We start from the raw sequence: 26,742 nt of genomic DNA, 5'->3' as shown, positions 1-26,742 counted from the left end.
TTATTATTCTTCACACCTTATTTCTATTTCAGCAGCTTTATAAAAGTTAAGTTTTTCTTTTTGAGGCATAGGAGCTTCAACAACTGATTTGTTCAATTTTTCAGCTATCATATTCATTCTAACTGGATAATATCTTTTTATGAAATCTATCTTTTTAATATAGCATTTGGTATTAAGTTTAGATTCAATTAATTCTTTTTTCCTTAAAACTTCATCAAAAATAGCAGAAAATAATTTATCTTCTATATACTTTTCTTTATTTTTAGAAATAGTCCACCGCAAATAATTTATAAAATAAGTATAAGGCTTAGGATCAGTTTCTAAGGTTTCTAAAATTATATTTTGTTTTTCAGGGGATTTTAATTTAAAATTATAATTAGCATTTCCAATAAATTCTTTACAAATCCATTCATTCCTTTTCCAGAAACAATTTTTTCTTATATTATATTTTCCACCTTCGTATTTAATTTGAGTATTTTTAATCCTTTTGTCAGCAAGAGCTAAAGCATTAAGCACATCTTTTTCTTCATCAGCTTTTGCTTCAATAGAAATATTTAAAAGCAAAAAATCAGGCTCTGCAAAAAGTTCTTTTTTAACCCTAAAACAGATTTTAGTCTCTTTTGAACTCTCTTTTTTTGCTAAAAGAGAAGTATTAAAAACAAGTACAAAAATAATAGCTAAAATAAATAAACGCATTTTATCTCCTCCTGTTAGTTTTCCTGTGTTATTTTTCTTCATAATATTTCTTTTTTATTCCTGTCCACATATCAAAACACAAAGTATTTGCTTTTTTTATTATCTGTATTTTCCTCTTTGTTATAAAAAACTATATAAGTCATCTGTTTAAGTTCTACAAAATCAGGACTATGATCATAAGTAGGGGTTATATATTGAATTTTAGGATTATTTTTCCAGATGTTTTCATTATAAGCTGATTTTACATATTTATTTTCTAGAAAGATATCTTCAAAAACTTCATAGGGAACATTATGCTCTCCTGCTGTCCCATCAACAAAATGAAGATCACTAATAGCTACAAGCATAAATTACCTCCTATTATAATAGGATGTTTATAAAATTGATTTTTTAATGTTCTTATAATTTTTTTTATAAAATTTAAAATTAATTGTCAAGATCAAATTTTTATATTTCTAAAAAAGAAATTTAGAAACAAATGGCTAAAAAAATTTGTTATGTTTAAAAGATGGATTAAAATTAAAAAGAATGGAAGAATTTAAAGGTTATATTCAGGTTTATACAGGAGATGGTAAAGGAAAAACCACAGCTGCTGTAGGTTTGACTATAAGAGCAATAGGAGCAGGTTTTAAAGTTGCATTTATCCAGTTTTTTAAACCTGGTACTTCAAGCGAGGTAAAAATTCTCAAAAGCTTTGCTCCTCAGATTTATTATAAAAATTTCGGAAGAAGAAGTTTTATAATAGGAGAAATAAAACCAGAATTTAAAGATTTGATTTTAAAAGGATGGTCCGAGGTTAAAAATCTGGTAAATTCCAAAGATTATAATATAATTGTTTTGGATGAGATTATTTATGCTTTAAACTGGGGAATAATTGATTTAAAAGAATTTTTAGAGGTTTTAAAAAACAAACCCAAGGAAGTAGAAATAGTTATTACAGGAAGAAATGCCCCTCAAGAACTTATTGAAATGGCAAATTTGGTAACAGAGATGAAAAAAATCAAACATTATATAGATGAGGGAGTTTTTGCAAGAAAAGGAATAGAAAAATGAAAAAAAGGATAATAAGTAAAATTTTAGAGGGAGAAAGACTTAATGAAGATGAGGCTTTAAAGCTTTTTGATTTTGATTTGGCTGAGCTTGGGTATCTTGCAAGAATTGTTAGATTCAAACTTAATCCAGAAAGAATTGTAACCTATGTGGTAGATAGAAATATTAATTATACAAACATTTGTATTTCAGGATGTAAATTTTGCGCTTTTTATAAACCTCCTGGATCTCCTGATGGCTATGTGTTGAGCTTTGAAGAGCTTGGTAAAAAGATAGAGGAAACTCTTGCTCTTGGAGGTTATCAAATCCTTCTTCAAGGAGGACTTCATCCTGATTTGTCTTTGGAATTTTATGAAAGAATGCTTGGTTTTATAAAAACCCATTATCCCCAAATTCATGTGCATGGTTTTTCTCCTCCAGAAATTGTGCATTTTAGTAAGAAATCAGGTTTGAGTATAGAAGAGGTTTTAAGAAGACTTATAAAATCAGGTCTTGATTCCATACCTGGTGGAGGGGCTGAGATACTTTCTGACAGAGTAAGAGGTCTTTTATCTCCTAATAAAGCTACTTCTGAAGAATGGCTTAAAGTTATGGAAATAGCCCATAAGCTTGGACTTAAAACCACAGCTACTATGATGTTTGGGCATATAGAAACAAGGGAAGAAATTGTGGAACATCTTTTAAAAATAAGAAATCTGCAGGATAAAACAGGTGGTTTTACTGCTTTTATTCCATGGACTTTTCAGCCTAAGAATACAAAATTGCACTATTTAACCAAAGTCGGATCTGTAGAATATTTGAGAGTTCTTGCAATTTCAAGAATAGTCCTTGATAACATTAGAAACATTCAAGTTTCTTGGGTAACACAAGGTCCTCATATTGCTCAAATAGCTTTAGAATTTGGAGGAAATGACTTTGGAAGCACTATGATAGAAGAAAATGTAGTAGCAGCAACCGGGGTTTCTCATAGATTAAGTGAAGAACAAATAAGACATTATATAAAATCAGCTGGATATATTCCAAAAAGAAGAAAAATGGATTATACCATAATAGAATAATGGAAAATATACAGGCTCAGTCTTATCATCATTATCTTTTAAGAGCTAAGTGGGTTCTCCCTATTTTATCCTCTCCTATTTTTGATGGTGCTATAGAAATCAAAGATAAAAAAATAACAAAAATTGGAACTTATAAAGAACTTTCAAAAGAAGTAATTGATGCTAAACTCATAGATTTTGAAGATGCTGTTATAATGCCAGCTTTAACAAATGCTCATACTCATTTAGAACTTTCAGCTCTTAAATACAGAATTCCTCCTTCGGGAAGCTTTATTTTATGGGTAAGAAATGTTATAAAAATGAGAGAACAACTCACTCCTATAGAAATGAAAGAAGCTGCTAAATTAACTATAGAAGGTTTTTGGAAAGAAGGTATAGGAATTATAGGAGATGTAGGAAATATTGCTATAACCTTGGATCTCCTCTGTCAATCACCTTTTTATGGATATTTTTTCCAGGAAGTTTTAAATTTTCAAGGAGTTTATAACTTAAAAGAGTTATATATTAAATATCCATGTTCAAATTTTAAAATCACCTATTCAGCTCATGCACCACATACTGTAGCTCCTCTTTTAATTCAGGCTATCAAATCTTACAATAAAAAAAGAAAAAGACTTTTTTGTATTCATTGTGCTGAGTCTTCTGAGGAAGTAGAATTTTTACAAACAGGTAAAGGACAATGGTCAAAACTTTTAAAGGAAAGAGGAATCTGGAATGATAGTTTTATTCCACCTAAGGTAAGTCCTGTAAAATATCTTAACAGTTTGGGAGTATTAGATGAGAATACACTTTTAATTCATGCAGTTTATGTAGATGAGGAAGATATTAAAATTTTAAAAGAAAAAAATGTTAAAATTTGTATTTGTCCCAAAAGCAATATTTTTATAGGAGTTGGAATTCCTAAATTAAAGAAATTTTTAAATGCAGGAATAGAAGTATGTATAGGAACAGATAGTTTTGCAAGCAATGATCATTTATCTATATGGGATGAAATAAAAGTTTTACATAGTTTTTTTACAGATATTTCCATAGAAGAATTGTTGAAAATGGCAACTTATAATGGAGCACATATTTTGGGATTTAGTAATATGGGAGCAATTATGCCAGATTATAAACCAAATCTTATAATAATAGAGATAAAAGACAAACTTTCTGAAAATTTAAAAAAAATTTTAGAGGATTTAGTATATTCTGAAAAAGAGGTAATATTTAGAGTCTATGTTTAGATTAAAAATAGGAATACCATTTTATTTAAATACTTTACCACTTCTATTTTATTTACCCAAGAATAATGTTAATTTTGAAATATTACTTGAAATTCCCAAAAAATTAAACCTTAGCTTAGCCAGAGGAGAAATCCATGGGAGTCTTAGTTCAAGTGTAGTTTATGCCAGAGATTTTAATAAATATCTTCTTCTTCCGGATATTTCTATAAGTGCTGTAGGTGAGGTAAAAAGTGTAATTCTCTGTCATAAAGAGCCTCTTGAAAAACTTAATGCCAAAAAAATAGGAATTACTCCTGAAACTGAAAGCTCTTTTAATCTTTTGAGAATCCTTATGGAAGATTTTATTAATATAAAACCAGATTATATTTATCTTTCCACCAATTGGAATAATTTAAAAAAGGAAGAAAAAAAAGAATTGGCAGGGTATTTAGCTATAGGAGATGAAGCCTTAACTTTGCAATTGAATAATCAAGAGATGTTTATTACAGATCTTGCAGAATTATGGCTTAAATACACTCATCTTCCCTTTATTTTTGCTTTATTTATAATTAGAGAAGAGATAGCTGAAAAATATAAAAGGCTTCTGAGAGATTTTTGTTTAAATATTTACTATGCCAGAGCTTGTGCTTTTTCCAATTTAGAAAAGATTGTAGAAAAAAGTTATTTAAAGTTCCCCAAAGAATTTGTTTACAATTATTTAACCCATTTAGAATATGATTTTTCAGGTTTAAAACAGAAAGCATTTTTAACATTTTGTGGATATCTTTATAAAAAAAAGATTATTCCTTCTATACCTGAGTTGAAATTTTTTGAGGTATAAATTGTTTTATGGATTTGCATAAAAGATTTGTTAAAGAAAAATTTGATCGCATTGTAAAAAAGTATGATCTTGTTAATTTAATAGGCAGTTTTGGGCAGGATAAACTGTGGAGAAAAAAAGTAGCAGAAATTTTAAAAGAAGCAGAGCCTCCACTGCTTGACCTTTGTTGTGGTCCTTATACTCTAACTCTGGAAATTTTAAAGAAAAAACCTGTTAAAATTTACGGACTTGATTTTAGTTTTTCTATGTTATTTTATGGAAAAAAAAGATTGAATAATAGACCTGTTTATCCTATTTGTGGAGATGCTGAAATTTTACCTTTTAAAGATAATGCTTTTGGAGGAATAAGCATAGCCTTTGGTTTAAGGAATTTACCTAATAAAAAGAAAGCTCTAAAAGAATTTTTCAGGGTTTTAAAATCCAACGGAAAATTGGTAATTCTTGAATTTTCTTGGCCCAAAAATCTTATCTTTCAAAAAATTTACAAAATTTATCTGGATTACTATATGCCTTTTTTAGGAGGAATTTTAACAAAAGATAAAGAGGCTTACCTTTATCTTGCAGATTCTATTAAAAAATTTCCTCCTCCTGAAAAAATAAAAACTATGCTTTCTGAATGTGGTTTCAAAGAAATCAAAAATTATCCTCTAACTTTTGGAATTGTAAATTTGTATATAGGAAAGAAGTAAAAATCAAATTATCAAAAAGCTTCCGTCGCATTTTCCAGGATTTTTAAATTTATCTAAGGCTTCTCTGCAGGTAGCAAAAGAAAGATTATACTTTTTAGCTTTTTCATAAAGAGGTTTTATCAACTTATATCTCAGTTTATCTGGAAGATAAATAGCTCCGCTTAATCTTTTCCCCTTTTCTAAATAAAGTTCTTCCAAAAGTTTCTTTTTTTCTGGAAAGGCGTTTATTAATCTTTTTAAAGAATCGGGTCTGGCTTTATAAGTGCTAACAGTAATATGTTTTACATAAGGAACAATTTCATCAAGGATTTCAAAAATTTCTTTTTCATTAAGTCCCGGTATAATAGGATCAAGCCTAACAGATACAGGTATTCCTGCTTCAGAAAGAATTTTTACCGCTTTCAATCTGTTTTTATAACCTGGAGCTCCTGGCTCAAGTTTTTTACTTAAAGTCTTTGAAGTTATAGTAATACTAACAGCACATCTTAACTTGGTTAAAAGCTTTATATCTCTTAAAATAAGATCGGACTTAGTAATAATTAAAACTCTATAAGAGGTTCCTAAAAGAAAATTCAAAAATTTTTTGGTATGTTCATATAAATTTTCCAAGGGTTGATAAGGGTCAGAGGAATTAGATAAGGAAATAAGACTATTTTTTGGAAGTTTGACTAAGTCCTTTATTACAATTTTTAAAAAATCTTTTTTGGGTCTTGGGCTATAAAAATTTTTAATAAAGCTTGTAGCATAGCAATAAAGACATCCATGTCCACATCCTGTATAAGGATTCAGGCTATATTTTGGAGGGCAGGTGCAAAGAGAAGATTTCCAGGGATCAAAAGGCTGAATGTATTTCATATAAAAAATTTTATATAAATTTTTGACTGTAACAAGTTTGTGTAAATACTACAACGATAAAACTTGACTTTATAATAATTTTTAATTATAAAAATAAACATATAAAACATATTGAGGAGGAAAATTATGTTTGGATATACTGGAAAAATTTTAAGAATAGATTTAAGCAATAGAAACATTAAGGTAGAAGATTTAAACAAAGACTGGGCAAAGAAATATATTGGTGGTAGAGGACTTGCAAGTAAATATCTTTTTGAAGAAATAGATCCTAAGTTAGATCCATTAAGTCCAGAAAATAAATTTATTGTTGCTACTGGTCCTTTAACAGGAACCTCTGTTCCTTCAAGTGGAAGATATATGGTAATTACCAAGTCTCCTTTAACAGGAACTATAGCATGTTCTAATTCAGGTGGATACTTTGGAGCAGAATTAAAAACAGCGGGTTATGATATGATTATTTTAGAAGGGAGAGCAGAGAACCCAGTTTATATAATTATTGAAGATGACCAAATTGAAATTAAGGATGCTTCTAACTTATGGGGTAAATTAGTTTCTGAAACAACAGATATACTTAAAAAAGAACATGGAGACAAAGTAAAAGTTCTTTGTATCGGGCCTGCTGGTGAAAAACTGGTAAAGATTGCATGTGTAATGAATGATTATGAAAGAGCAGCTGGTAGATCAGGAGTTGGTGCAGTAATGGGATCTAAAAATGTAAAAGCTATTGTAGTTAAAGGTTCTAATAATGTAAAAGTGGCAGATAAGGAAAAAGTTAAAAATGTAGTTATGGAAAAATTAAGAAAACTGCGGGAACATCCTGTTACAGGACAAGGACTCCCTACTTATGGAACAGCGATCCTTGTAAATATAATAAATGAAAATGGAATTTTTCCTACAGCCAATTTTCAAAAGGCTTATACTAAATATGCTAATAAAATAAGTGGTGAAACCATGGCAAATACTATTTTTGTTAAAAAATATGCCTGTTACAGATGTCCTATAGCATGTGGAAGAATAGTGAATTTAAAAGAGAAAAAAGAAATCGGGGGACCTGAATATGAAACAATTTGGGCTTTTGGTGCAAATTGTGAGGTTTATGATTTAAATGCTATAGCTGAAGCCAATTACTGGTGTAACGAATATGGAATAGATACTATTTCCGCTGGAGCTACTATTGCATCTGCTATGGAGCTATATCAAAAAGGCTATATAAAAGATGAGGAAATAGCTAAGGATGGTTTATCTTTAAATTTTGGTGATCCACAAGCTATTATAGGATGGACTATAAAAATGGGAAAAAGAGAAGGATTTGGTGATAAATTAGCAGAAGGATCTTACAGACTTTGTGAAGCTTATGGAGTTCCGGAATTTTCTATGTCAGTGAAAAAACAAGAACTTCCTGCTTATGATCCAAGAGGTGCACAAGGACAGGGTTTGGAATACGCTACTTCTAATAGAGGTGGTTGTCATGTAAGAGGATATTTAATTTCTGTTGAAATACTGGGTATTCCTAAAAAACTTGATAGATTTTCTTTAGAAGGTAAAGCTGAATGGACAAAACTTTTTCAAGATCTTACAGCAGTAATAGATTCCTTAGGAATATGTCTTTTTACTTCTTTCGCTTTAAATTTAAAGGATTATACAGATTTTATAAATGCTGTTTGTGGAACTGGTTATACAGAAGAAAAATTACTTGAAGCAGGAGAAAGAATTTATAATTTAGAAAGGTTATTCAATTTAAAAGCAGGAATTGATCCTAAGGAAGATATACTTCCTAAAAGATTTCTTTCAGAGCCAATTTCAGAAGGTGCTTCTAAAGGATATGTTCATAAATTACCTGAACTTTTACCTAAGTATTATGAAATAAGAGGATGGGATGAAAAAGGTTTCCCCATAGAGGAAAAACTTAAAAATTTAGAAATCATCTAAGTTTAGATAGGAGGAAGTTATAATGAAGTATTTAAAAGGTCTATTAATTTTGATTATGATGATATTATTAAGTAATAACATAGGGGAGGCTAAAATGGGCAAGAAAATCCTTATGATTATTGCCTTTCAAAATTTTAGAGATGAAGAGCTTTTAATACCTAAAAAACTTTTTGAGAAAGAAGGCTATCAAGTTGTTATTGCTTCTTCATCTTTAAAACCAGCTAAGGGTATGCTTGGAGCATTGGTTACTCCTCAAATTCTAATTGATCAGGTAAATGTAGATGATTATGATGCTATAGTTTTTGTAGGAGGAATTGGAGCTCAGGAATATTTTCATAATCCTGTTGCTCATAAAATTGCCAGAGAAGCTGTAGTTAAAGGGAAAGTTCTTGGAGCTATCTGTCTTGCTCCAAGGATTTTAGCTGAAGCTGGAGTTTTAAAAGGGAAAAAGGCTACAGTATGGCAATCAGAAGGAAAAGCTTTGGAAGAGAAAGGAGCTATTTATACTGGAAAGCCTGTAGAAATAGATGGCAAAATAGTTACTGGAGCAGGTCCCTTTGCTGCAGAAGAATTTGCTAAAGCTATTTTAAACTTGTTGAAAAACTAAAATAAAACACCTTTGGCTCTTGCCAAAGGGTGTTTTAAAATTAAGAGCTTTTCTCATTTACCAAATTTTTTAGCTCTAAATAGGTTTCTCTTACCTTATGGACATATTCCAGATATAAAGGAAGCTCATTTAAGGGTATAGCCTGAGGTCCATCACAAAGGGCTTTTTCTGGACAAGGATGAAACTCCACTAAAACTGCATTAGCTCCTACAATAACCCCTTGAGCAGTAACATGATAAATATCTCTAATGCCATCAGGTGCTTTTACTCTTGAACCAATAGGATGAGAAGGATCTATACATACAGGAAGTCTGGTGAGTCTTTTTACTACAGGAACATGTGCAAAATCTACTAAATTTCTATGGGGATCTCCAAGATGGGTTCTAACACCTCTTAAACAAAATATTATATTAGTATTTCCTTCTGAGGCTATATATTCTACAGCATTAAGGCTTTCTTCTAAAGCTAAACCGTATCCCCTTTTATAAAGAACTGGGAATTCTTTTTGCCTACCAACAGCTTTTAATAATTCAAAATTTTGAGCATTTCTGGTTCCTATTTGGAGGATAACTCCACAGGGATGACCAGTAAGATCTAAAGCTTCTTTTATTTCATCTATATGATAAGGTGCTAAGACTTCCATTACAATTATTTTGATATCATATTTACCTGCTAAATCAAAAAGCCAGGGCAAACATTCTTTACCATGCCCTTGGAAATCATAAGGAGAGGTTCTGGGTTTATAAGCTCCCATGCGAGCACAATATACATTGTTTTCTTTTAATGTTTTAAAAATAACTTCTGTATTTTCATAAGTATCAACAGCACATAATCCAGGAAAAATATGAAAGGTATCTTGATTAAACTGGATACCTTTATATTCAAACCCAAAATCACTTAATATTCCATGCCTTCCAATGAGTCTATATTTAGTGGTTACTTTTATAGCTTTTTCAACGCCTGGTAAACTTTCTATTTCTTCTTGAGACACCATGTAATCCTCTCCTATGAGATGAATTTCTAAAACATTTCGCGTAACCCCTTTACTTTCCATAACTTTTATCTTCAAGTGGGGAAATCGTTCTAAATATTTTAACAAAGACTTGAATTCTGAACTTTCTTGAGTAACATGAGGCTCCATAATGATAATCATTTTTGATCCCTCCTTGGATATCTAATTTTTATATTAAATACTAATTGTTAATATAATACCCAAAAACGGAATTTTGCAATACTCTATTAAGAATTTATAAAAAGATTATTTAATTTCTGTAGATCAAACATTTCAGATTTTTTAAAAAGGACATTTAAAAAATAAATAAAAGCGGGGATTTCTCCCGCATAGTCTTTAAAAGTTTACTCTTCAAAAGCTTCGCTTGGTTTCCACACTTTCCAGACATTACCCACTAAATCAGGACCTGGTTTAAGAATAGTTTTACCTGGCCTCCAACCAGCAGGACATACTTCTTTACCTCCAGTCTTACGCACATGCTGATAAGCTTGTAATTGTCTGATAAGCTCATTTACATTTCTACCAACTGGTGGAGATAAAATTTCCATTGCTTGAATAATACCATCTGGATCAATAATAAATCTTCCTCTTACATTAATTCCAGCAGATTCATCATAAACTCCATACATGCTTCCGATTTTTCCACCTGGATCAGAAACCAGAGGATAAGGCACTCCACCCTCTACCATCTTGCTGAGTTCAACTTCTTGCCAGATTTTGTGAACAAACTGAGTATCTGTGCTTATAGCCAATACTTCTGCATCAAGTTTTTTAATTTCGTCATACTTTACCGCAACTGCGGTAATCTCTGTAGGTCAAACAAATGTAAAATCAGCTGGATAAAAGCATAAAATTACCCATTTGCCTTTGTAATCTGAAAGTTTTATCTCTTTAAACTTTCCATTTACAAATGCCATTGCCTTAAAATCTGGTGCTGGTGATCCTACTTTTATCGCCATAATTTCCCTCCTCCTTTATATAATTTTTAACCCTCTGCCTTCCATAAACCATGTAAATTGCAATATTCTCTGGCTGCAACTTTTTTTGCTTTAATTTCAAAAATTGCCTCAGGTATATCACCGGGATTTAGAAATTTTCTATAAACTTTTCCATCAGCAATAAGCTCAATCCATTCAATATAATGTTTTTCTTCCATAGGATGAGGAACACTCCCTACCTTTACTTTATATCCACCTTCTACTTTTTCTATTACAGGAACATGTTTTTCCTTGGCTGCATCTGTAGTATTTTCTTGATAAAGATGCATTGGCTGATTGCAGCAAACAAGCTCTCCCTTGCCTCCATGTAAAACCTCTACTATGTTGCCACATACCAAACATTTATAAATTTGAAATCTTTTTGTCATAGAAATCCCCTTTAAAAAATTTTTTTGATTTTAAATCTTTTTTTATTTACTTAATGCCCAATTTCTGAGAAAGAAAAGGTCCATATTTCTTATCAGTTTCCATAATATGATGAAATAACCAATCCTTTAAAAAATTCATTATTTCTACAGAAAGAGTTACCTCACCTTTAGCTTTTCTCTCTATAAATTCCTTAACTTTCTTTTTAAAACTTTCATGTTCCTTTTTATGAATGGAAAGCTCAGGATACCCATATTTGGTCATGAGCTTTTCTTCTGTAGAAAAATGATAATCTGCATAACTGGCTAATTCATTAAGAATTTTATCTATAATTTCTTTTCCTTTTCCTTGTTTCATAGCTTCATAGAGTTCATTTATAAGATTTACCAATTTTTTGTGTTGCTCATCACATTCTTTTACACCTGTTAATAATTTGTCATTCCACTCCATAAAAGGCATAACCTATCTCCTAAAAAAATTATTTAAAAATTTCAATTAAATAGAACTCTTTTATTAATTTAAATTATAAGTCTTAGTTATTAAAATTCAAGTTAATTTTAAAATTTTTATAAAATTATTTTAACTTTAAAAATTCATATAACATCTATACACAGTAACTACCCAGCCACTTCTCAATCCATGGAATCCCAGATCTTTAATGCAGTTTTCTGCACACTGATTAATACAGCCAGAAACACCTATTTTTATTAAAAAAATCCTGAAGTGATCTTTGAGGTAGTTTCAGCTTTTACCGCAAAAAAGGATGAATACCTTAAAATTCACCGATAACCAAAAATCAAAACTTTCAGTTTTTGAAAAATCAGGATTTTCATACATTTTGGTTATAAAGATTGAAGCTTTTTCTTTGCCCAATTTTCAATGTAACCCAATCCTTCAAAAGGAACATGCTGAATATAATGCAATTTCATATTGACTTCTTATTTAAAAATTTTACCAGTTTCTTTATACCATAGCACAAAATCAAGATGCGATAAGGGAATATTTATAAATTTAGCAAATCTTTTCATTCTATTTTCAATTTCAATATACCATTTTCTTGATAAGGTTTTTGGAATCTCTTGGATTATTTTAAGTAGTTTTAAATTTTTAAGAATATGCCTATCAAGTATTGCCAAGTTTTCTCCAAGGCCTATATTTCTTAAAAAATGACTTGCTTCTTTATAACCCAGCCCCTTTATATTTGTTACAAGGTAATCTCTTGCTTTTATAGGATTTTCAAAATTTTCTATGCAACTTTTTATTTTTAATTCATCTTTTATAACAAACTTCTTTTTTGCTTCAATAATATATTTTGCTTTATTAAATCTAAAACGAACATTTTTAAGCTCTTCTGCAATTTTTTCTTCATTTTCTGAAAATAAAAGGTTTTTCATTTCAAGATTTTTTACACATTCCCAGCATTTTTCAGCTTTTGATTGAGGTGTAAGTAAACAAAAAATAAGTTCTTTAAAAATATCCTCTTCTTTTCCATTTAGCCACAGATTTTTAAATTCTTTTAAACGTAAAATTATTTGTGGTTTTATGCTTTTATAGATTTTAAATAGTTCTCCAAGCATTTCTTTTTCTTCCATAAGAATAATTTTAAAACCTTTTATTCCTTGTATCTCTAAGATTTGTCTTCAGAATGTTCCCTAAAGAGAATTTAATTTGAAACAACGTTTTGGGATTCTGATAAACAGTGGGCCGTGGAGGACTCGAACCTCCAACCTATGGATTAAGAGTCCATTGCTCTACCACTTGAGCTAACGGCCCATTTATACAATTTTTAAATGTAACAATTTATTGACTTTTGTCAAGAGTCTGGAGAAGCAAGATAAACACAAACTCTGCCTCATCTTGACAATATATTTATAATACTTTACAATAATTTTTAAAAATAGCTTAAAATATTATCACTTTAAAGGAGAAAATTATGGGATTGCAAAAATTAATTACTACTTATATTCCTCAGGGAGTTTTTGTTATCACTTCAAAATGGAATGATAAAATTAATGGAATGACTGCAGCATGGGTTTCTCAGGTTTCCTTTAAACCGAGATTACTCTCTGTTGCTATTGCTCCTCAAAGGTATACTTACGAACTAATTAAACAATCTGGTATTTTCTGTATAAATGTTTTGAGCAAAAATCAAATAGAACTTGCTAAACATTTTGGTTTTAAAAGCGGAAAAAAGGTAAATAAATTTGAAAACATTTCTTATAAAACCGCTTTTAATGGAAGTCCTGTTCTTCTTGATGCTATTGCTTATTTTGAGTGCAGAGTTATGGATGAATTTAAAGCTGGGGATCATATGATAATTGTAGGAGAAATTGTAGATTATCAAGTATTAAAAGAAGGAGAAGAACCTCTTATTTTTAAATGGGATGATTTCTTTAGTGGGGTAGAAGATTAAAAAAGGAGTTATTAAAATGGAAAATGAAGATAAACTTTTGTCTTTTCATGAAAAGCTAACTGCTTTTTTTGATAGAAATCTTCGTGTTATTTTGTTATCAATTTTTGCTTTAATTGGAATAGGAATTATCTGGGGAGGGATAACTTATTATAATTCTAAAAAAGAAAAAAGGGCAGCTCTTAAACTTATGGAAGCAGTTAAGAGCCCTAATATTGTTAAAGCCTTAAAAGAAGTTAAAGACAAATATAAAGGCACTTCAGCTGCACTTCAAGCTTCTCTTCTATTATGGAATTATTATTTTCAGGAAAAAGAGTATGCTAAAATGCAGGATCTTTTAAAGGAATTAAAAAGCGAATACCCTGCAGAAATAAAAGGTGTCATTTTGTATGGAGAGGCCAAGGTTTTAGAAAATCAAAATAAATGGAAAGAGTCTTTAAAAACTTATAAAGAGGTTATTAAAAAAGAACCAGAGTTGAACTTTTTAACTTATTTGGATATAGCACGGGCAGCTGAAAAAATCGGAAACTTTGCTCTTGCTAAAAAATATTATAAAAAATATCTTAAAGAGTTTCCTTCAGAAGAAGCAGGTTTAGTAGAATATAAATTATCACAACTTATTGTAAAAAAATGAGTCTCTTTATATTTAAGAAAATTGCAGAAGAGCGTATTAGAGAGGCTATAGAAAATGGAGAATTTGATAATCTTGAGTGTAAGGGTAAGTCTTTAGATTTAAAAGATGATCCCTTTGTTCCGGAAGAATTAAAAATAGTTTTCAGAATCCTTAAAAATGCAGGTTTTGTTCCAAAGGAAGTAGAATTGAGAAAAGAAATTGCCAAGCTGGAAGAACTTTTGGGTGAAGAAGTAGGTGATGCCTATAGCAAGGTTAAAAAGTTAAATGCTTTAATTTTCCATTTAAATCAAATCCGCAGAGGACCTATAAATATTCAGGAAGAATATTTTCCAAAGGTTGCAGAAAAGATTAAACTGGCTAAGAAAGAGGGTAAAAAAGAAACCAAAAACATAAATTGGTCTCGTTTGCAAACTTTTCTTTATATATCATCATTACGTCCCAGAAGAAAATAATGTCTATTAAATTTTCTGATGAATATTTTATGAAAATTGCCATAAAAGAAGGATATAAGGGATTGGGTTATACTTCTCCCAATCCTGCAGTTGGTGCTGTTTTAGTAAATCCTTTAACTAAGGAAATCATTGCTAAAGGCTATCATAAAAGATATGGTTATCCTCATGCTGAAGTAGAAGCAATTTGCAAAGCAGGAGGAAAAACAAAAGGAGCTCATCTTTATGTTACTTTAGAACCCTGTTCTCATTATGGGAAAACTCCTCCTTGCACAGAAAAAATTTTAGAAGTAGGAATTTCTAAAGTAATATGCGCTATAAGAGACCCTAATCCTGTAGCCAGAGGTGGTTTGGAAATTTTGAAATCTAAAGGTGTGGAGGTTAAAGTAGGGGTTTTGGAAAAAGAAGCTAAAATTTTAACAAGATTTTTTTTGAGTTATATTTTAAGGAAACAGCCCTGGGTTATTATGAAAGTTGCTTCGAGCTTAGATGGCAAAATAGCAGTCTCTACAGGAGACTCAAAATGGATTACAGGAGAAGAGGCAAGAAAATATGGGCATAAATTAAGACATATATGCGATGCTATATTAGTTGGTAAAAACACTGTTATAAAAGATAATCCTGAACTTACTTGTAGATTGGTAAAAGGGAAAAATCCTGTAAGAATTGTTTTGGATACCAAGCTCAGCTTGAGTCCTGATTATAAAATTTTTAAAATAGATAAAGATAAAAAAACTGTTATAGCCTGCGGGGAAAAGGCATCTTTAAAAAAAGAAGAAGTTTTTAAAAATAAAGGAATAGAGGTTTGGAGACTTCCTTTAAAAAGAAATAAAATAGATTTAAAAGCACTTTTAGAAAAATGTTATGAAAAAGGGATTTCCTCTTTGTTGGTTGAAGGAGGGGCTAAAATTCATGGAAGTGTTTTGGAGGAAAATTTGGTTGATGAGATTTTTTATTTTGTAGGCCCTGTTATCATAGGAGATAAAAAAGGGATTATGGCTATTGAAAGAGAACCTTTAACACGGTTAAATGAAGCTTTATTTCTTAAAGATTTGCATGTCAAAAAACTTGGCAATTCCTATTTATTTCATGCTTATACCCAAACAGGGCTTAACCTTTTAAATATTCCTTTAGGAGAATTTTAAGCTCTTTTTTTAACTCATCTGGCAATTTTTCAGAAGAAAAAATTCTGTGAGCTTTTTTTTCTTTTTCCTCAAGGGGTATCTGCTTTTCAGAAAGCTGAAAAAATAAATCTGCATAATTACCTTTTTCTTTTATTCTTTTAATTTGAGTTTCTTTTGAACAGGTTATAACCCAAATTTCATCAAATATAGATTGCCAGCCAGCTTCAAAAAGAAGAGGAACTTCTGCAAATGCTATTTTATACTGATTTTTCTCAGCATCTTTAAAAAACTCTAACAATTTCTTTTTTACTATCGGATGAAAAAGCATTTCCAGTTTTGTTTTAAGTTCTAAATTTTCTAAAATTTTTTTTAAAATTTTATTTTTATTAATACCTCCATCAGAATTTAAGATTTCTTGTCCAAAAATTTTTAAAAGTTGAGCTTTGATTTCAGGCTCTTTATAAAGTTCTCTTACAATTTCATCACTTGAAAAAACAGGGAAATCCAGAGATTTAATTATATTTAAAAAAGTAGTTTTTCCTGTAGCAATTCCGCCTGTAATACCAATTTTTTTCAATTTTACCCCTTTTTAAGAAGTTCTATGTATTTTTCAAATTCCTTAGGGATTGGTGCTATAAATTCCATATTTTCTAAGGTTCGGGGATGCTTAAAGAAAATTTTATAAGCATGAAGCATAAGTCTGGGAGGTTTAGGAATGTCATACTTTAATCCTCCATAAACAGGGTCTCCAAGAATAGGATGTCCTATATGAGAAAAATGAACTCTAAGCTGGTGAGTTCTTCCTGTAACAGGTTTAGCAAAAACTACTGTAGCTTTGTATAAGAATTCTTTTACTTCATAAAGGGTTATAGCTAACCTTCCTTCCTTTAAAACAGCCATTTTTTTTCTATGCACAGGATGTCTTCCTATAAAACTTTCTATTTTACCTTTTTTGTTTTCCAGGTTTTTATAAACTATAGCCAGATAAGTTTTACTTATTTTTCTTTCTTTAAAAGCTTCTACCAACTTTTTATGAGAAAAGTCATTTTTAGCAACTAACATAATTCCAGAGGTATCTTTATCTAAACGATGAACTATACCCGGTCTTATTTTACCACCTATACCTGAGAGATTTTTAAGTTTTAAAAGTAATCCATGCACCAGAGTATCATTATGATGTCCGGGAGCAGGATGAACCACTATTCCTGCAGGTTTATTTATAACCGCAATATCATCATCTTCATATATAATTTCAAAAGGAACCTCCTTGGGTTTTATTTCTAATTCACTTTCAGGTGGAATCTCAACTTTAATTTCATCTCCAATTTTCACTTTATAACTTGGTTTAGAATCTTTTTGATTAACAAGAATAAATTTTTCTTCTATAAGATTTTTGATTCTATTTCTGCTGAGTTCAGTAAGTTTTTCTTTAATAAATACATCAAGTCTTTTTCCCGCATCTTCATCAGTTACTTTTAAAAGATGTTTTTCTTTATTTTTCATTTTAATTTTTTGAAAATATTTCAATTTTTTAAAATTTTTAGGATTATTTTTAATCATCTTTTTATTTTTGCAATTAGTCTCTTGTAAATTGTTAAAATAGATTCTACAATTATGTGTAAAACAATTTCAAAATTATAGGAGATTAAAATGAACAGGTTAAAGAATATTTTAATTTTACTAATTGTATTTATATTCAGCATTTGTTTATTTCCAAAATTTACGAATGCTGTAAACGTTTCATCAGAGCTTAAAAATAATAAAACAACTGAAAAACTTATCAAGATTGAGAAAAATCAAGAGGTTCTTGTAAAACGATTTGACAATTTGCAAAAGAAAATAGATAGACAAACATTCATTTTTACTGCTCTTCTTTCAGCAATTTTTACTTTAATAGGAATTCTTATTGTGTTTACTTATTGGAGTAAAAAGAGAAACTTCTAAAATCACGGGAGTTTAAGAGTTGCACAAGTTTTTAAATAAGGTAAATTTATAATAAAACTTTTTAGAATTTAAAAAAAAATGAAAGATAAGAATAATAACATAGTTTGGTTTGATGGTTTTGTAAAAAGAGAGGACAGAAATAGGGTTTATGGGCATAAAAGTGGTGTAGTCTGGTTTACAGGGCTTCCTTCTTCTGGAAAATCAACTATTGCTCATACCCTTGAAAAAGTTCTTTTTGAAAAAGGGATAAAGGTTTATGTTTTTGATGGAGATAATATTAGACATGGATTAAATTCAGATCTGGGGTTTTCTTCTGAAGATAGGAAAGAAAATTTGAGAAGAATTGCAGAAGTAGCAAAGCTTTTTGTAGATGCAGGTTTGATAGTTCTCTGTGCTTTTGTATCTCCTCATAAAAAGGATAGAGAATTTATAAAACAAATTATAGGGAGAGAAGACTTTATAGAAGTTTATATGAAATGTCCTGTAGAGGTTTGTGAAAAGAGGGATCCAAAGGGAATGTATAAAAAAGCTCGTGAAGGATTGATAAAAGAATATACAGGAATTTCTGCACCCTATGAAGAGCCAGAAAATCCAGACTTAATTATTGAAAGTCATAAAATTTCAATAGAAAAAGCTGTTCAAGAGATTTATAATTATCTTAAAATAAAAGGTTGGTTCTAATCTTGATTAAATTAATGATAGACAGAATAAAGCTAAAAATAGCTGAAGACATTCATTTCAAAGAACTCATACAAGGTAGCTTAACCTTTTTATTTTACGAATTCTTGGAATGATTGTAGGATATGTTTTTATATTGAAATAAAGGAGTGGGAAGAAGAATTAAGGGAGTTTGTTAATAACTGTTAAGAGATGGTAAAACGATGGCTTATGGGTAATGTTAGTGCTAAACAAAATCGAGCAAAAATTTCAATCAGAAGATAGAAAGCGGTTGCTTGAAAATTTTCTTTCTTTGTCAGTTTTGCAGGGCGCAAATTATATCTTACCTTTAATCACCCTACCCTATTTGGTCAGGATTTTAGGACCAGAAAAGTTTGGTTTGATTGCCTTTGCCCAAAGCTTTATTCAATATTTTAATATCCTGACTGATTATGGCTTTAACCTGTCTGCTACAAGAGAAATATCTATTTATAGGGATAATAAAGAAAAGGTTTCAGAGATTTTTAGCTCAGTGATGGTGGTATTAGTTTTGGATTATCATAGATCTTTTCGCTTGAGAACCAAAATATGAAAATAAAAAAGCTAATAGGCAATTTTAATGATTCAGGTAAAAACCTTTCACAGCGTGTAGTTAGAGGAGGTTTTTGGGTATTTTTACTCAGGATAACCCAGCAACTGTTTAATTTTGTAAGGCTTGTAATCTTAGCTCGCATTCTTTCGCCAAATGATTTTGGTTTGATGGGTATTGCTCTTCTGACAATGGCAACCTTAGATACTTTCTCGCAAACAGGTTTTCAACAGGCATTGATTCAAAAGAAAGAAGATATAAAACCTTATCTTGATTCTGCTTGGAGTGTGCTGATTCTACGAGGATTTATCCTATTTACAATCCTTTTTTTTATAGCACCTTACGTAGCAAGTTTTTTTAATGTACCAGAAGCAAAACCTATAATTCAGGTTATTGGATTTGCGGTGCTTTTTCAGGCATTTACCAATATTGGAGTTGTTTATTTTCAGAAAGAGCTTGAATTTAACAAACAATTTATATATCAGATTAGCGGAACATTAGCCGATTTTATTGTAGCAATTTCGGCTGCTTTGATACTAAAAAGTGTCTGGGCTCTTGTATTTGGCTTACTTGCTGGAAATTTTGTAAGATTTGTGGTAAGCTACTTAATACATTCTTATAGACCTCATTTAATTTTTGATTTAAGAAAAGCAAAAGAATTATTTAGATTTGGTAAATGGGTTTTGGGCTCAAGTATTTTAGTTTTTTTACTTACTCAAGGAGACGATATTTTTGTTGGGAAGCTGCTCGGTGCCACTGCATTAGGTTTTTATCAAATGGCTTATAGAATTTCAAATATACCAGCAACGGAGATAACCCATGTAATTTCACAGGTGACATTTCCTGCTTATTCAAAACTTCAAGATAACATTCCGAAGTTGAGAGAAGCATATTTAAAAGTTTTGCAGATTACAGCATTTTTATCTTTTCCCATTGCTGGGTTAATTTTTGTTTTAGCTCCTGATTTCACTAAAATATTCTTAGGAGAAAAATGGATGCTAATGGTACCTGCAATGCAGGTATTGGTCTTTGCTGGTTTAGTAAGATCGATAGCAGCGACAACAGGTCCTATATTTCATGCTGTTGGAAAACCAAAAATAGATACACAATGGCAAATAGTTCGTTTATCAGTGTTAGCTGCTTTAATTTATCCGTTTACTATTAAATGGGGAATATTAGGAGCATCAATTGTGGTATTTTTAAGCATTTTTGTTTCAAATATTGGGTTTTGTTTCAAAGTTATAAAAATCACAAAATGTGAAATGAAAGATTTTGTCAATGCGATGTTACCATCTTTTTTAGGTAGTGCTATATCAATATCAGTTGTATCAGGATTAAAAAATATTATAAATAGTGAAATATGGGGATTTATTATATTGAGTTGTATGGAAATTTTAATATATCTTATTATAATCTATTTATTAGATAAGTTCTTTAACTATGGAATGCAAGCGCTTATAAAAGAAAGTATACACTTGCTTAGAGGTACTTAAAAAAACATGGCACACTTAACAAGATATTATATGGATAAAAGAATCAAGGGATGCTTTAATGAAGTAATAAATAGGAAAATTTTAGGTATAAGTGGTATCGAGGATTTTCGTTCATTAATTGGTAAAAATGCTGAAGTTTTAGATGTTCGTTATCCTGAAGTAGATATACAAAGTTACCATATGAAGATAATAAGTTTTGATTTCGTAATAAATGATCAAATAATTAAACATCTTAAAAACCCAAAAAAAACGATAGAGGAGTCATATTGGATTCTAAAAAAGGGTGGGATAGCGATACATACCACATGCTTTATAAATTATATCCATTATTGTCCAAAAGGTTATTGGCGTTTTTCACCTGATGCTTTAAGATACCTTTGTAAGGATTTTTCTGAAATACTTCAGTGTGAAGGTTGGGAAAATCGCATTGCGATTTTACTCTGCTTCATAAGTAATAAATTTAGATTCATGAAAATTCCCGAAACTAAATGGAGCATACGGCGTTTAATTATTACTTATAATGAGAAAAAATATCCGATTGTTACATGGGTGGTGGTTAAAAAATGAAACCACAAGTGGAACCAAATCATTATTTCAATGAGTCTTATGATTCCAAAGAACGCTTCATTAGCTACTGGCATCAGATTAACGAAATCATTAAATTAAATCCTAAAACAGTGCTCGAAATAGGTATTGGGAATGGATTTGTCTCAAAATATTTAAAAGAAAGGAAAGTAAATATTTTAACTTTAGATATAGATAAAAAATTAAATCCTGATGTAGTTGGTAGTGTTTTAAATATGCCATTCTCAGATGAATTATTTGATGTTGTGGCGTGTTATGAGGTTTTAGAGCACCTGCCTTTTGAAAATTTTTCTAAAGCTCTTTCTGAAATATTCCGAGTTTCTAAGTCTTATGCAATTTTGTCATTGCCAGATGCAAGTAGAGTTTATCGCATTTATATACACATTCCAAAGATCGGAATATTTAAAAGACTAATCCCGCTACCAAGATTTAAACCCCCGACTCATAAATTTGATGGCGAGCATTATTGGGAAATAGGAAAAGCAGAGTATCCATTAAATAAAATCATTAATGAGATTCAAAAAGCAGGATTTAAGATTGAGAAAACTTATAGAATATTTGAAAATCCTTATCATAGATTCTTTATATTGAGAAGGAGGGAATAAGACTATGCCAGAAAAAAATCCAACTGTTAGCGTAATAATACCAACTTATAACCGAGCGCATTTAATAGGGCGGGTTATTCAAAGTGTATTAAATCAGACATATCAAGATTTTGAGGTTATTGTAGTTGATGATGGTTTTATAGATAAAACAGAAAAGTAATTTGAAAAATTTCAAAAAAAAAAATGAAAGTTTAAGAGTATTAATTTGGGATTATTATAAATTAGACCTAATAAGTCTTGTTTTAAAAGTAGTTAAGATGGACTTAAGAAAAAAATGAAGAAGCCGATAGATCTGTTAGAATGAAGAAATAATTTAAATAAAAAATGAAAATATTATTAGTAAACAGTTTATACTATCCAAATTCAACGGGTGGGGCTGAGAAATCCACACAGTTGCTTGCTGAAGGGCTTGCTAATAGAGGATTTAAGGTTGTAGTTGTTTGTATCCATTCCTATAAAGATTCTATAAAATATCATAATGGTGTTAAAATTTACTATCTTTATCATAGAAATGTATACTTTAGATTTAAGAAAAGAAATTTTTTAGATAATGTGTTAAAACCATTAAATCATTTGATTGATTTGTATAATCCTTGGATTGGGAAAGCTTTCAATAATATACTAAACACAGAAAAACCAGATATAGTACATACAAATAACATCTATGGTTTATCACCAATAATTTGGGGAAAAACAAAAAAAATAAAGATTCCTTTAGTGCACACTTTACGTGATTATCAGCTTATATGTGCTCGAGGAGTAATGTTTAAAAAGCATAAGTTATGTAAAAAACAATGTTTAGAATGTAAAATATTAACTTTAACTAAGAAGCGTCTTTCTAAGAAAATCAATGTTGTTGTAGGGATAAGTAATTATGTTTTAAAAAAACATTTAGAATATGGCTTATTTAAAGACACAAAAAAAGTAGTAATTCCCAATCCATTGTTTTCTGAACCTCTTTCTTCACCCAAGACATATGTTAATAAGCCTTTAAGATTTCTATATTTGGGTGGTGTTTTTAGACATAAAGGTTTTTACTTTTTAATGAATACGTTTTCAAAATTAGAAAAAGTAAATAATAATTGGGAATTATGGGTGGGAGGAAGAGGAAATTATAAAGAAAGTATTAGTAAAAATATAAAATTTTTGGGCTTTGTAAAACCAGAAAATATTTATCCAAAAGTAGATGTGGTTATTGTTCCCTCATTATGGAATGAACCATTTGGTAGAATTGTAATAGAGGCGAATTCTCATGGATTGCCAGTGATTGGTTCTAATCGGGGGGGAATACCCGAGATTATTAGACATGGAGAAACAGGATTTATTTTCAATGCTGATAAAGAAGATGATTTGTTAAAATATATAAAAATGTTTATTGATGAACCTGAATTAGTTTTAAAATTGTCTCCTAATTGTTTAAAATATTCTGAAAATTTCAAGAAAGAAAAGATTTTAAATGCCTATATAAGACTTTATAAAATTTTGTTAGTTAAAAATGCTTAAATTTATAATGTTTTTTAAAAAAACTTAAAATTATAAAATCTTTATTAAATAAAAGCAAAAATGCGATCTATAGAATTTGAGTTAGGCTTATATATTCCTTATTTTTTACTTCTATTAACAATTCTTTCTCTAATCTATTCTGTTTGAGAAAGGAACTCGTCAGATTAAATGGATATCAGGCTTTTTAATAGTTGTAACATTGACTTTATTTATAGGTTTAAAACCACCTTTCAGTTGGGATTTAAAAAATTATTGCGGTATGTTTCGGGATATAAAACAATGGATATATCGTTGCAATTGCACTATTTTTTATTATAAGTTCAAAATTTTTTGGCCTTTTTGAAAAAAATTGTTTAATTATTTTTTTGTGGTATGCTTTATTAATAACTAGTTTTCTATATTTGATAATTAAAAGATATTCTGTTAATTATGCCTTTTCGATGTTTATATTTATATGTGTACTTTTTCTTTTTTTAAATGCTTTTGGAGTTGAGCTTAGATAAGTTCTGGCCTTTCTGGTATTTTTATACGGTGCCCTGAAATTGATTTTTGAGCGTAATATAAGGATGTATATAATTTTTTTTGCTATATCTTTTTTTATGTATTTTTTAGTAATTTTTGTTTTTCTTTTTTTACTATTGTTTTACAAAACAACATTCCTTAAGAGTCGATATGTTATTTTAGCATTATACATATTTTCTTTAACCATTTTGCTGACACAAGAACTAGTAACAAAAATACTTACCGATTTATATTTAAGGTTGGTTTCATTAATTAGATTGTCTTTTTTACTAAAATATGCTGGATACTTTCAAAGTGTAGAGCCAATCAGTTGGATAAAGTGTATAATCTATAATATGTTAAGTATGTTACATATTTTAGCGATCTTTAGATTAAAAAAAGTTGATATTAAAGAAACTAAGTATAAAAATTTGATTGGTTTATTTGTTTATGGGGTAATTTTTATTAATCTATTTTCTTTCTTGAGCCTGTTGACAAGGAGTGTTTTTTATTTTCAAATTTTTCAACTTTTAACTATTCCTTCCATTATCAAGAAAATTGAACCGAAAAATATTGTATTTTTAATCATGGTCTGTTTTTACTTTTTACAATTTATTTACGGATTAAATCACATATCCCCCTTTGGTTATAAAATCTTCCTTCCCTATAGAGGATACTTAGGAGGAAATTATGAGTTATATTCCGAATAAACTTTACATTGACGGGCTTTTTTATAAAGGTACTGGGATAGGCAGGTATTACGAGTCTTTGGTTAAGGAATTGGCACAAAAGGGAATGAAGATTTATACTTGTGTTTCTATGGAATTCAAAAAGGATTTTGAGCACGATTTTAAACAATATTCCAAAAATATACTGCCAATTTATGTAAACTACAGGAAATTTTCGGTTAAAGGTTTTTGGGAGCAAGGCAAGATATTAAAAAAGCTTGAAAAAGAAATCTCTGTGTTCCATTTCCCGCACATAAATCTTCCAATTTATGTCCCTGAGAACCTTGTTGTAACCATTCATGATTTAAGACCATTTACAGAATTCTGGGATAGGAGTTATTTTAAAAGAAAAGTATTTGAGTGGTATTTTAAAAGAGCGATTAAAAAAGCAAAGAGAATAATAGCAATTTCAGAAAGTAGTAAGGAAGAAATTGGTAATATTTGCCCTGCTTGTAATGCTAAAATCAAGGTAATTTATGAATTTGTAGATGAAAAATTTTTAAGAATTAAAAATCATCATAATAAAGAAAGATTGATCAAAGATGAGTATATTTTATTTGTAGGTAATAGAAAAAAACACAAAAATTTATTCCGCCTGATTCTTGTCTTCGATCAAGTTAAAAATATTTTTCCTAATTTGAAGCTTGTTATAGCAGGTAAAAAAGATAGTAAAATAGATGAAATTGATTTATTAAAGAATAAACTGAATTTAGAAGAAAAAATAATAGAAATTATTTCTCCTAGTGATGAAGAAATTATCAATTTGTATAAGTATGCTAAACTTTTTATTTTTCCTTCTTTTTATGAAGGTTTTGGTCTTCCACCACTTGAAGCTATAGCTTGTGGTTGCCCTGCCATTACTTCAAACATTCCTGTATTAAAAGAAATTTTAGGAGAAAATATTGCTTGTTTTAATCCTTATTCTGTGGATAATATGGCAGATAAGATAGTTGATGTGTTAGTAAATGAAAAAAAAAGAAAAACATTATTAGAAGAAGGTAAAAAGAGATTAAAGTTGTATTCTAAAGATAAAATAATTGCTCAATATATCGAATTATTTTATGAAGTAACTAAATCATGAAAATTCTTCAATTCGGCAAATTTTATCCACCAGATATTGGTGGTATAGAAACCGCAATTTATAATATAACAGAAGAATTAAATAAAAGAGGAATAAAATGTGATGTGCTTTGTTCTAACAGTAAGCGCGAGTATAAAAAAGAAATAATAGACAGAGGAAGTTATAAATATATAGTTTACAGAACAAAAAGCTATGGGAAAATTGTTTCAACCTCGATAACTCCTCAAATAATTTTTAAACTTAAAGAAATAATTGAAAATTATGATATAATTCATCTCCATCATCCAGATCCTATGGCAAATTTGGCTCTATTTCTTGTAAATCCCAAAAAGCAGAGGATAGTGATACATTGGCATAGCGATATTATTAAGCAAAAATTTGCATTGAAATTTTACAGGCCTTTACTTAACTGGATGTTAAAAAAAGCAGATGTAATTATAGGAACTTCCCCAAAATATATAGAAGAATCAGAACAGTTAAAAGATTTTAAAAATAAATGTATAGCTATACCTCTTGGTATAAAAAAAGAGGATTTGAAAGTAGACGAAGAAAAAATAAGAGAAATTAAAAAAAAATTTAAAAACAAAAAAATTATTTTTTCTCTTGGTAGATTTATATATTATAAAGGTTTTGAATATCTTATAGAATCATCTAAATATTTACCAGATAACTATGTTATAATCATAGGTGGAGATGGCGAACTGAGAGAAAAATATGAAAAATTGATAATGAACAATAACCTTTTAAACAAAGTTTTTTTTGTAGGTAAAATTCCTCAAAGTCATTTAGGAAGTTATTATAAAGCATGTGATCTATTTTGTCTTCCGTCTATTGAAAAATCAGAAGCTTTTGGATTGGTAATAGTTGAAGCTATGAGCTTTGGAAAACCGGTAGTTGCTACAAATATAAAAGGTTCAGGAGTTAGCTGGGTAAATCAAGATGGTGTTACCGGTTTAAATGTAGAACCTAAAAATCCTAAAGCTCTGGCAGATGCAATTAGATTTATTTGTGAAAATCCAGAAATTTATATTAAAATGTCTAATAATGCTCTAAAAAGATTTGAAGAAAAATTTACTATAGAAAAAGAAATTTTAAAGATTTTAGAAATTTATAATAAACTTTTTGGAGGATAA

29 protein-coding genes, 1 tRNA gene and 3 pseudogenes are annotated in these 26,742 nt (G+C 29.5%); 22 read left to right on the top strand and 11 right to left on the bottom strand.

Going from position 1 to position 26,742, the window contains the following annotated elements:
- Positions 1 to 3: 3 nt before the first annotated feature.
- Together CC87_RS04180 and CC87_RS04175 are read right to left on the bottom strand one after the other, a co-directional pair.
- Complete coding sequence (locus CC87_RS04180; protein WP_038056478.1) at positions 4 to 738, bottom strand: hypothetical protein; 735 nt, start codon at positions 736 to 738, stop codon at positions 4 to 6.
- A 29-nt stretch (positions 739 to 767) separates the two neighbouring features.
- Complete coding sequence (locus CC87_RS04175; RefSeq protein ID WP_038056476.1) at positions 768 to 1,043, bottom strand: hypothetical protein; 276 nt, start codon at positions 1,041 to 1,043, stop codon at positions 768 to 770.
- A gap of 181 nt (positions 1,044 to 1,224) precedes the next feature.
- Here CC87_RS04175 and CC87_RS04170 point away from each other — a divergent pair, with 181 nt between their 5' ends.
- The 5 genes from CC87_RS04170 to CC87_RS04150 are packed head-to-tail and all read left to right on the top strand — an operon-like array spanning position 1,225 to position 5,539.
- Positions 1,225 to 1,749, top strand: coding sequence for a cob(I)yrinic acid a,c-diamide adenosyltransferase (locus CC87_RS04170; RefSeq protein ID WP_038056696.1), 525 nt, complete (start codon positions 1,225 to 1,227; stop codon positions 1,747 to 1,749).
- A complete protein-coding gene (gene mqnC, locus CC87_RS04165; RefSeq protein ID WP_038056473.1) occupies positions 1,746 to 2,804 on the top strand; it encodes a cyclic dehypoxanthinyl futalosine synthase in 1,059 nt (352 codons plus the stop codon). Before CC87_RS04170 ends, mqnC begins: the two co-directional genes overlap by 4 nt.
- Positions 2,804 to 4,030, top strand: a complete 1,227-nt coding sequence (locus CC87_RS04160) for an amidohydrolase family protein (RefSeq protein WP_038056472.1) — start codon at positions 2,804 to 2,806, stop codon at positions 4,028 to 4,030. The genes mqnC and CC87_RS04160 overlap by 1 nt, the downstream gene beginning before the upstream one ends.
- Complete coding sequence (locus tag CC87_RS04155) at positions 4,023 to 4,850, top strand: menaquinone biosynthetic enzyme MqnA/MqnD family protein (protein WP_038056470.1); 828 nt, start codon at positions 4,023 to 4,025, stop codon at positions 4,848 to 4,850. The genes CC87_RS04160 and CC87_RS04155 overlap by 8 nt, the downstream gene beginning before the upstream one ends.
- A gap of 8 nt (positions 4,851 to 4,858) precedes the next feature.
- Complete coding sequence (locus tag CC87_RS04150; RefSeq protein ID WP_038056468.1) at positions 4,859 to 5,539, top strand: ubiquinone/menaquinone biosynthesis methyltransferase; 681 nt, start codon at positions 4,859 to 4,861, stop codon at positions 5,537 to 5,539.
- 3 nt (positions 5,540 to 5,542) lie between these two features.
- Here the strand turns inward: CC87_RS04150 and CC87_RS04145 are convergent, their stop codons facing one another.
- A complete protein-coding gene (locus tag CC87_RS04145; RefSeq protein ID WP_038056466.1) occupies positions 5,543 to 6,394 on the bottom strand; it encodes an SPL family radical SAM protein in 852 nt (283 codons plus the stop codon).
- A gap of 126 nt (positions 6,395 to 6,520) precedes the next feature.
- Between CC87_RS04145 and CC87_RS04140 the strand changes: the two genes are divergently transcribed.
- Positions 6,521 to 8,323: an aldehyde ferredoxin oxidoreductase family protein gene (locus tag CC87_RS04140; RefSeq protein ID WP_038056465.1), complete on the top strand. Its 1,803-nt coding sequence runs from the start codon at positions 6,521 to 6,523 to the stop codon at positions 8,321 to 8,323.
- 22 nt (positions 8,324 to 8,345) lie between these two features.
- The gene (locus CC87_RS04135) at positions 8,346 to 8,930 is read left to right on the top strand and encodes a DJ-1/PfpI family protein (protein ID WP_084222195.1); all 585 of its coding nucleotides are present in this window, start codon (positions 8,346 to 8,348) and stop codon (positions 8,928 to 8,930) included.
- Positions 8,931 to 8,970: 40 nt separating this feature from the next.
- Here the strand turns inward: CC87_RS04135 and CC87_RS04130 are convergent, their stop codons facing one another.
- The 6 genes and pseudogenes from CC87_RS04130 to CC87_RS04100 all read right to left on the bottom strand — a co-directional run bounded on the left by CC87_RS04130 (position 8,971) and on the right by CC87_RS04100 (position 13,079).
- The gene (locus tag CC87_RS04130) at positions 8,971 to 10,083 is read right to left on the bottom strand and encodes a 3-deoxy-7-phosphoheptulonate synthase (RefSeq protein ID WP_038056464.1); all 1,113 of its coding nucleotides are present in this window, start codon (positions 10,081 to 10,083) and stop codon (positions 8,971 to 8,973) included.
- Between the two features lie 203 nt (positions 10,084 to 10,286).
- Positions 10,287 to 10,895: pseudogene (prxU, locus tag CC87_RS04125) on the bottom strand (thioredoxin-dependent peroxiredoxin); the annotation flags it as partial.
- Positions 10,896 to 10,927: 32 nt separating this feature from the next.
- A complete protein-coding gene (locus CC87_RS04115) occupies positions 10,928 to 11,308 on the bottom strand; it encodes a desulfoferrodoxin (RefSeq protein WP_038056463.1) in 381 nt (126 codons plus the stop codon).
- Positions 11,309 to 11,354: 46 nt separating this feature from the next.
- Positions 11,355 to 11,765: a bacteriohemerythrin gene (locus CC87_RS04110; protein ID WP_038056462.1), complete on the bottom strand. Its 411-nt coding sequence runs from the start codon at positions 11,763 to 11,765 to the stop codon at positions 11,355 to 11,357.
- Between the two features lie 479 nt (positions 11,766 to 12,244).
- Positions 12,245 to 12,898, bottom strand: coding sequence for an N-glycosylase/DNA lyase (locus tag CC87_RS04105; protein WP_038056460.1), 654 nt, complete (start codon positions 12,896 to 12,898; stop codon positions 12,245 to 12,247).
- Positions 12,899 to 13,006: 108 nt separating this feature from the next.
- A tRNA-Lys gene (locus tag CC87_RS04100) sits at positions 13,007 to 13,079 on the bottom strand.
- 160 nt (positions 13,080 to 13,239) lie between these two features.
- Here CC87_RS04100 and CC87_RS04095 point away from each other — a divergent pair.
- From CC87_RS04095 to ribD, 4 genes are read left to right on the top strand one after another with little or no spacing between them, the layout of a single operon-like run.
- Entirely contained in the window at positions 13,240 to 13,719 is a 480-nt protein-coding gene (locus tag CC87_RS04095) for a flavin reductase family protein (protein WP_051920548.1), read from the top strand.
- 16 nt (positions 13,720 to 13,735) lie between these two features.
- Positions 13,736 to 14,350 carry a tetratricopeptide repeat protein gene (locus CC87_RS04090; protein WP_038056459.1) on the top strand — a complete coding sequence of 205 codons (615 nt, stop codon included), beginning with the start codon at positions 13,736 to 13,738 and terminating at the stop codon, positions 14,348 to 14,350.
- A complete protein-coding gene (locus CC87_RS04085) occupies positions 14,347 to 14,802 on the top strand; it encodes a DnaJ family domain-containing protein (protein ID WP_084222193.1) in 456 nt (151 codons plus the stop codon). Before CC87_RS04090 ends, CC87_RS04085 begins: the two co-directional genes overlap by 4 nt.
- Complete coding sequence (gene ribD, locus CC87_RS04080; RefSeq protein WP_038056458.1) at positions 14,802 to 15,944, top strand: bifunctional diaminohydroxyphosphoribosylaminopyrimidine deaminase/5-amino-6-(5-phosphoribosylamino)uracil reductase RibD; 1,143 nt, start codon at positions 14,802 to 14,804, stop codon at positions 15,942 to 15,944. Before CC87_RS04085 ends, ribD begins: the two co-directional genes overlap by 1 nt.
- Here the strand turns inward: ribD and coaE are convergent.
- Together coaE and CC87_RS04070 are read right to left on the bottom strand one after the other, a co-directional pair.
- Entirely contained in the window at positions 15,910 to 16,500 is a 591-nt protein-coding gene (gene coaE, locus CC87_RS04075) for a dephospho-CoA kinase (protein ID WP_038056457.1), read from the bottom strand. The genes ribD and coaE overlap by 35 nt on opposite strands.
- Positions 16,501 to 16,502: 2 nt before the next feature.
- A complete protein-coding gene (locus CC87_RS04070; protein WP_038056685.1) occupies positions 16,503 to 17,426 on the bottom strand; it encodes an RluA family pseudouridine synthase in 924 nt (307 codons plus the stop codon).
- A gap of 147 nt (positions 17,427 to 17,573) precedes the next feature.
- On the opposite strand from CC87_RS04070, the gene CC87_RS04065 reads away from it, so the two are divergent.
- From CC87_RS04065 to CC87_RS04020, 11 genes and pseudogenes are all read left to right on the top strand, one after another.
- Entirely contained in the window at positions 17,574 to 17,867 is a 294-nt protein-coding gene (locus CC87_RS04065) for an SH3 domain-containing protein (RefSeq protein ID WP_038056455.1), read from the top strand.
- Between the two features lie 78 nt (positions 17,868 to 17,945).
- On the top strand, positions 17,946 to 18,548 hold the full coding sequence (cysC, locus tag CC87_RS04060; protein WP_038056453.1) for an adenylyl-sulfate kinase: 603 nt from the start codon (positions 17,946 to 17,948) through the stop codon (positions 18,546 to 18,548).
- A gap of 214 nt (positions 18,549 to 18,762) precedes the next feature.
- Positions 18,763 to 19,068 (top strand): annotated as a pseudogene (locus CC87_RS04055) (oligosaccharide flippase family protein); the annotation flags it as partial.
- Positions 19,069 to 19,112: 44 nt separating this feature from the next.
- On the top strand, positions 19,113 to 20,606 hold the full coding sequence (locus CC87_RS04050; RefSeq protein WP_051920546.1) for a lipopolysaccharide biosynthesis protein: 1,494 nt from the start codon (positions 19,113 to 19,115) through the stop codon (positions 20,604 to 20,606).
- A gap of 6 nt (positions 20,607 to 20,612) precedes the next feature.
- Positions 20,613 to 21,173: a methyltransferase domain-containing protein gene (locus CC87_RS08615; RefSeq protein ID WP_051920543.1), complete on the top strand. Its 561-nt coding sequence runs from the start codon at positions 20,613 to 20,615 to the stop codon at positions 21,171 to 21,173.
- On the top strand, positions 21,170 to 21,796 hold the full coding sequence (locus CC87_RS04040; RefSeq protein WP_038056451.1) for a class I SAM-dependent methyltransferase: 627 nt from the start codon (positions 21,170 to 21,172) through the stop codon (positions 21,794 to 21,796). The genes CC87_RS08615 and CC87_RS04040 overlap by 4 nt, the downstream gene beginning before the upstream one ends.
- A gap of 4 nt (positions 21,797 to 21,800) precedes the next feature.
- A pseudogene (locus tag CC87_RS08870) lies at positions 21,801 to 21,950 on the top strand (glycosyltransferase family 2 protein); the annotation flags it as partial.
- A 170-nt stretch (positions 21,951 to 22,120) separates the two neighbouring features.
- Entirely contained in the window at positions 22,121 to 23,299 is a 1,179-nt protein-coding gene (locus CC87_RS04035) for a glycosyltransferase family 4 protein (protein WP_038056449.1), read from the top strand.
- A 506-nt stretch (positions 23,300 to 23,805) separates the two neighbouring features.
- A complete protein-coding gene (locus tag CC87_RS09430; RefSeq protein ID WP_084222191.1) occupies positions 23,806 to 24,510 on the top strand; it encodes an EpsG family protein in 705 nt (234 codons plus the stop codon).
- A complete protein-coding gene (locus CC87_RS04025; RefSeq protein ID WP_038056446.1) occupies positions 24,491 to 25,609 on the top strand; it encodes a glycosyltransferase family 4 protein in 1,119 nt (372 codons plus the stop codon). The genes CC87_RS09430 and CC87_RS04025 overlap by 20 nt, the downstream gene beginning before the upstream one ends.
- The gene (locus CC87_RS04020; RefSeq protein WP_038056444.1) at positions 25,606 to 26,742 is read left to right on the top strand and encodes a glycosyltransferase; all 1,137 of its coding nucleotides are present in this window, start codon (positions 25,606 to 25,608) and stop codon (positions 26,740 to 26,742) included. Before CC87_RS04025 ends, CC87_RS04020 begins: the two co-directional genes overlap by 4 nt.

The organism is Thermodesulfobacterium hydrogeniphilum (assembly GCF_000746255.1).
Lineage (GTDB): Bacteria > Desulfobacterota > Thermodesulfobacteria > Thermodesulfobacteriales > Thermodesulfobacteriaceae > Thermodesulfobacterium > Thermodesulfobacterium hydrogeniphilum.
Note: the sequence above shows the minus strand (reverse complement) of the source record. Positions and strands in the feature narration are given on the sequence as shown.

Excerpts from the sequence above, each read along its gene's own strand:
- ribD (WP_038056458.1), top strand. The coding sequence starts at position 14,802 with ATGTCTATTAAATTTTCTGATGAATATTTTATGAAAATTGCCATAAAA.
- CC87_RS04040 (WP_038056451.1), top strand. The coding sequence starts at position 21,170 with ATGAAACCACAAGTGGAACCAAATCATTATTTCAATGAGTCTTATGAT.
- CC87_RS04180 (WP_038056478.1), bottom strand. The coding sequence starts at position 738 with ATGAAGAAAAATAACACAGGAAAACTAACAGGAGGAGATAAAATGCGT.
- CC87_RS04115 (WP_038056463.1), bottom strand. The coding sequence starts at position 11,308 with ATGACAAAAAGATTTCAAATTTATAAATGTTTGGTATGTGGCAACATA.
- CC87_RS04095 (WP_051920548.1), top strand. The coding sequence starts at position 13,240 with ATGGGATTGCAAAAATTAATTACTACTTATATTCCTCAGGGAGTTTTT.
- CC87_RS04135 (WP_084222195.1), top strand. The coding sequence starts at position 8,346 with ATGAAGTATTTAAAAGGTCTATTAATTTTGATTATGATGATATTATTA.
- CC87_RS04150 (WP_038056468.1), top strand. The coding sequence starts at position 4,859 with ATGGATTTGCATAAAAGATTTGTTAAAGAAAAATTTGATCGCATTGTA.
- CC87_RS04020 (WP_038056444.1), top strand. The coding sequence starts at position 25,606 with ATGAAAATTCTTCAATTCGGCAAATTTTATCCACCAGATATTGGTGGT.
- CC87_RS04110 (WP_038056462.1), bottom strand. The coding sequence starts at position 11,765 with ATGCCTTTTATGGAGTGGAATGACAAATTATTAACAGGTGTAAAAGAA.
- CC87_RS04160 (WP_038056472.1), top strand. The coding sequence starts at position 2,804 with ATGGAAAATATACAGGCTCAGTCTTATCATCATTATCTTTTAAGAGCT.
- CC87_RS08615 (WP_051920543.1), top strand. The coding sequence starts at position 20,613 with ATGGCACACTTAACAAGATATTATATGGATAAAAGAATCAAGGGATGC.
- mqnC (WP_038056473.1), top strand. The coding sequence starts at position 1,746 with ATGAAAAAAAGGATAATAAGTAAAATTTTAGAGGGAGAAAGACTTAAT.
- CC87_RS04170 (WP_038056696.1), top strand. The coding sequence starts at position 1,225 with ATGGAAGAATTTAAAGGTTATATTCAGGTTTATACAGGAGATGGTAAA.
- CC87_RS04105 (WP_038056460.1), bottom strand. The coding sequence starts at position 12,898 with ATGGAAGAAAAAGAAATGCTTGGAGAACTATTTAAAATCTATAAAAGC.
- CC87_RS04130 (WP_038056464.1), bottom strand. The coding sequence starts at position 10,083 with ATGATTATCATTATGGAGCCTCATGTTACTCAAGAAAGTTCAGAATTC.
- CC87_RS04145 (WP_038056466.1), bottom strand. The coding sequence starts at position 6,394 with ATGAAATACATTCAGCCTTTTGATCCCTGGAAATCTTCTCTTTGCACC.
- CC87_RS04140 (WP_038056465.1), top strand. The coding sequence starts at position 6,521 with ATGTTTGGATATACTGGAAAAATTTTAAGAATAGATTTAAGCAATAGA.
- CC87_RS04025 (WP_038056446.1), top strand. The coding sequence starts at position 24,491 with ATGAGTTATATTCCGAATAAACTTTACATTGACGGGCTTTTTTATAAA.
- CC87_RS04070 (WP_038056685.1), bottom strand. The coding sequence starts at position 17,426 with ATGAAAAATAAAGAAAAACATCTTTTAAAAGTAACTGATGAAGATGCG.
- CC87_RS04065 (WP_038056455.1), top strand. The coding sequence starts at position 17,574 with ATGAACAGGTTAAAGAATATTTTAATTTTACTAATTGTATTTATATTC.
- cysC (WP_038056453.1), top strand. The coding sequence starts at position 17,946 with ATGAAAGATAAGAATAATAACATAGTTTGGTTTGATGGTTTTGTAAAA.
- CC87_RS04050 (WP_051920546.1), top strand. The coding sequence starts at position 19,113 with ATGAAAATAAAAAAGCTAATAGGCAATTTTAATGATTCAGGTAAAAAC.
- CC87_RS04090 (WP_038056459.1), top strand. The coding sequence starts at position 13,736 with ATGGAAAATGAAGATAAACTTTTGTCTTTTCATGAAAAGCTAACTGCT.
- CC87_RS04175 (WP_038056476.1), bottom strand. The coding sequence starts at position 1,043 with ATGCTTGTAGCTATTAGTGATCTTCATTTTGTTGATGGGACAGCAGGA.
- CC87_RS04035 (WP_038056449.1), top strand. The coding sequence starts at position 22,121 with ATGAAAATATTATTAGTAAACAGTTTATACTATCCAAATTCAACGGGT.
- CC87_RS04155 (WP_038056470.1), top strand. The coding sequence starts at position 4,023 with ATGTTTAGATTAAAAATAGGAATACCATTTTATTTAAATACTTTACCA.
- CC87_RS04085 (WP_084222193.1), top strand. The coding sequence starts at position 14,347 with ATGAGTCTCTTTATATTTAAGAAAATTGCAGAAGAGCGTATTAGAGAG.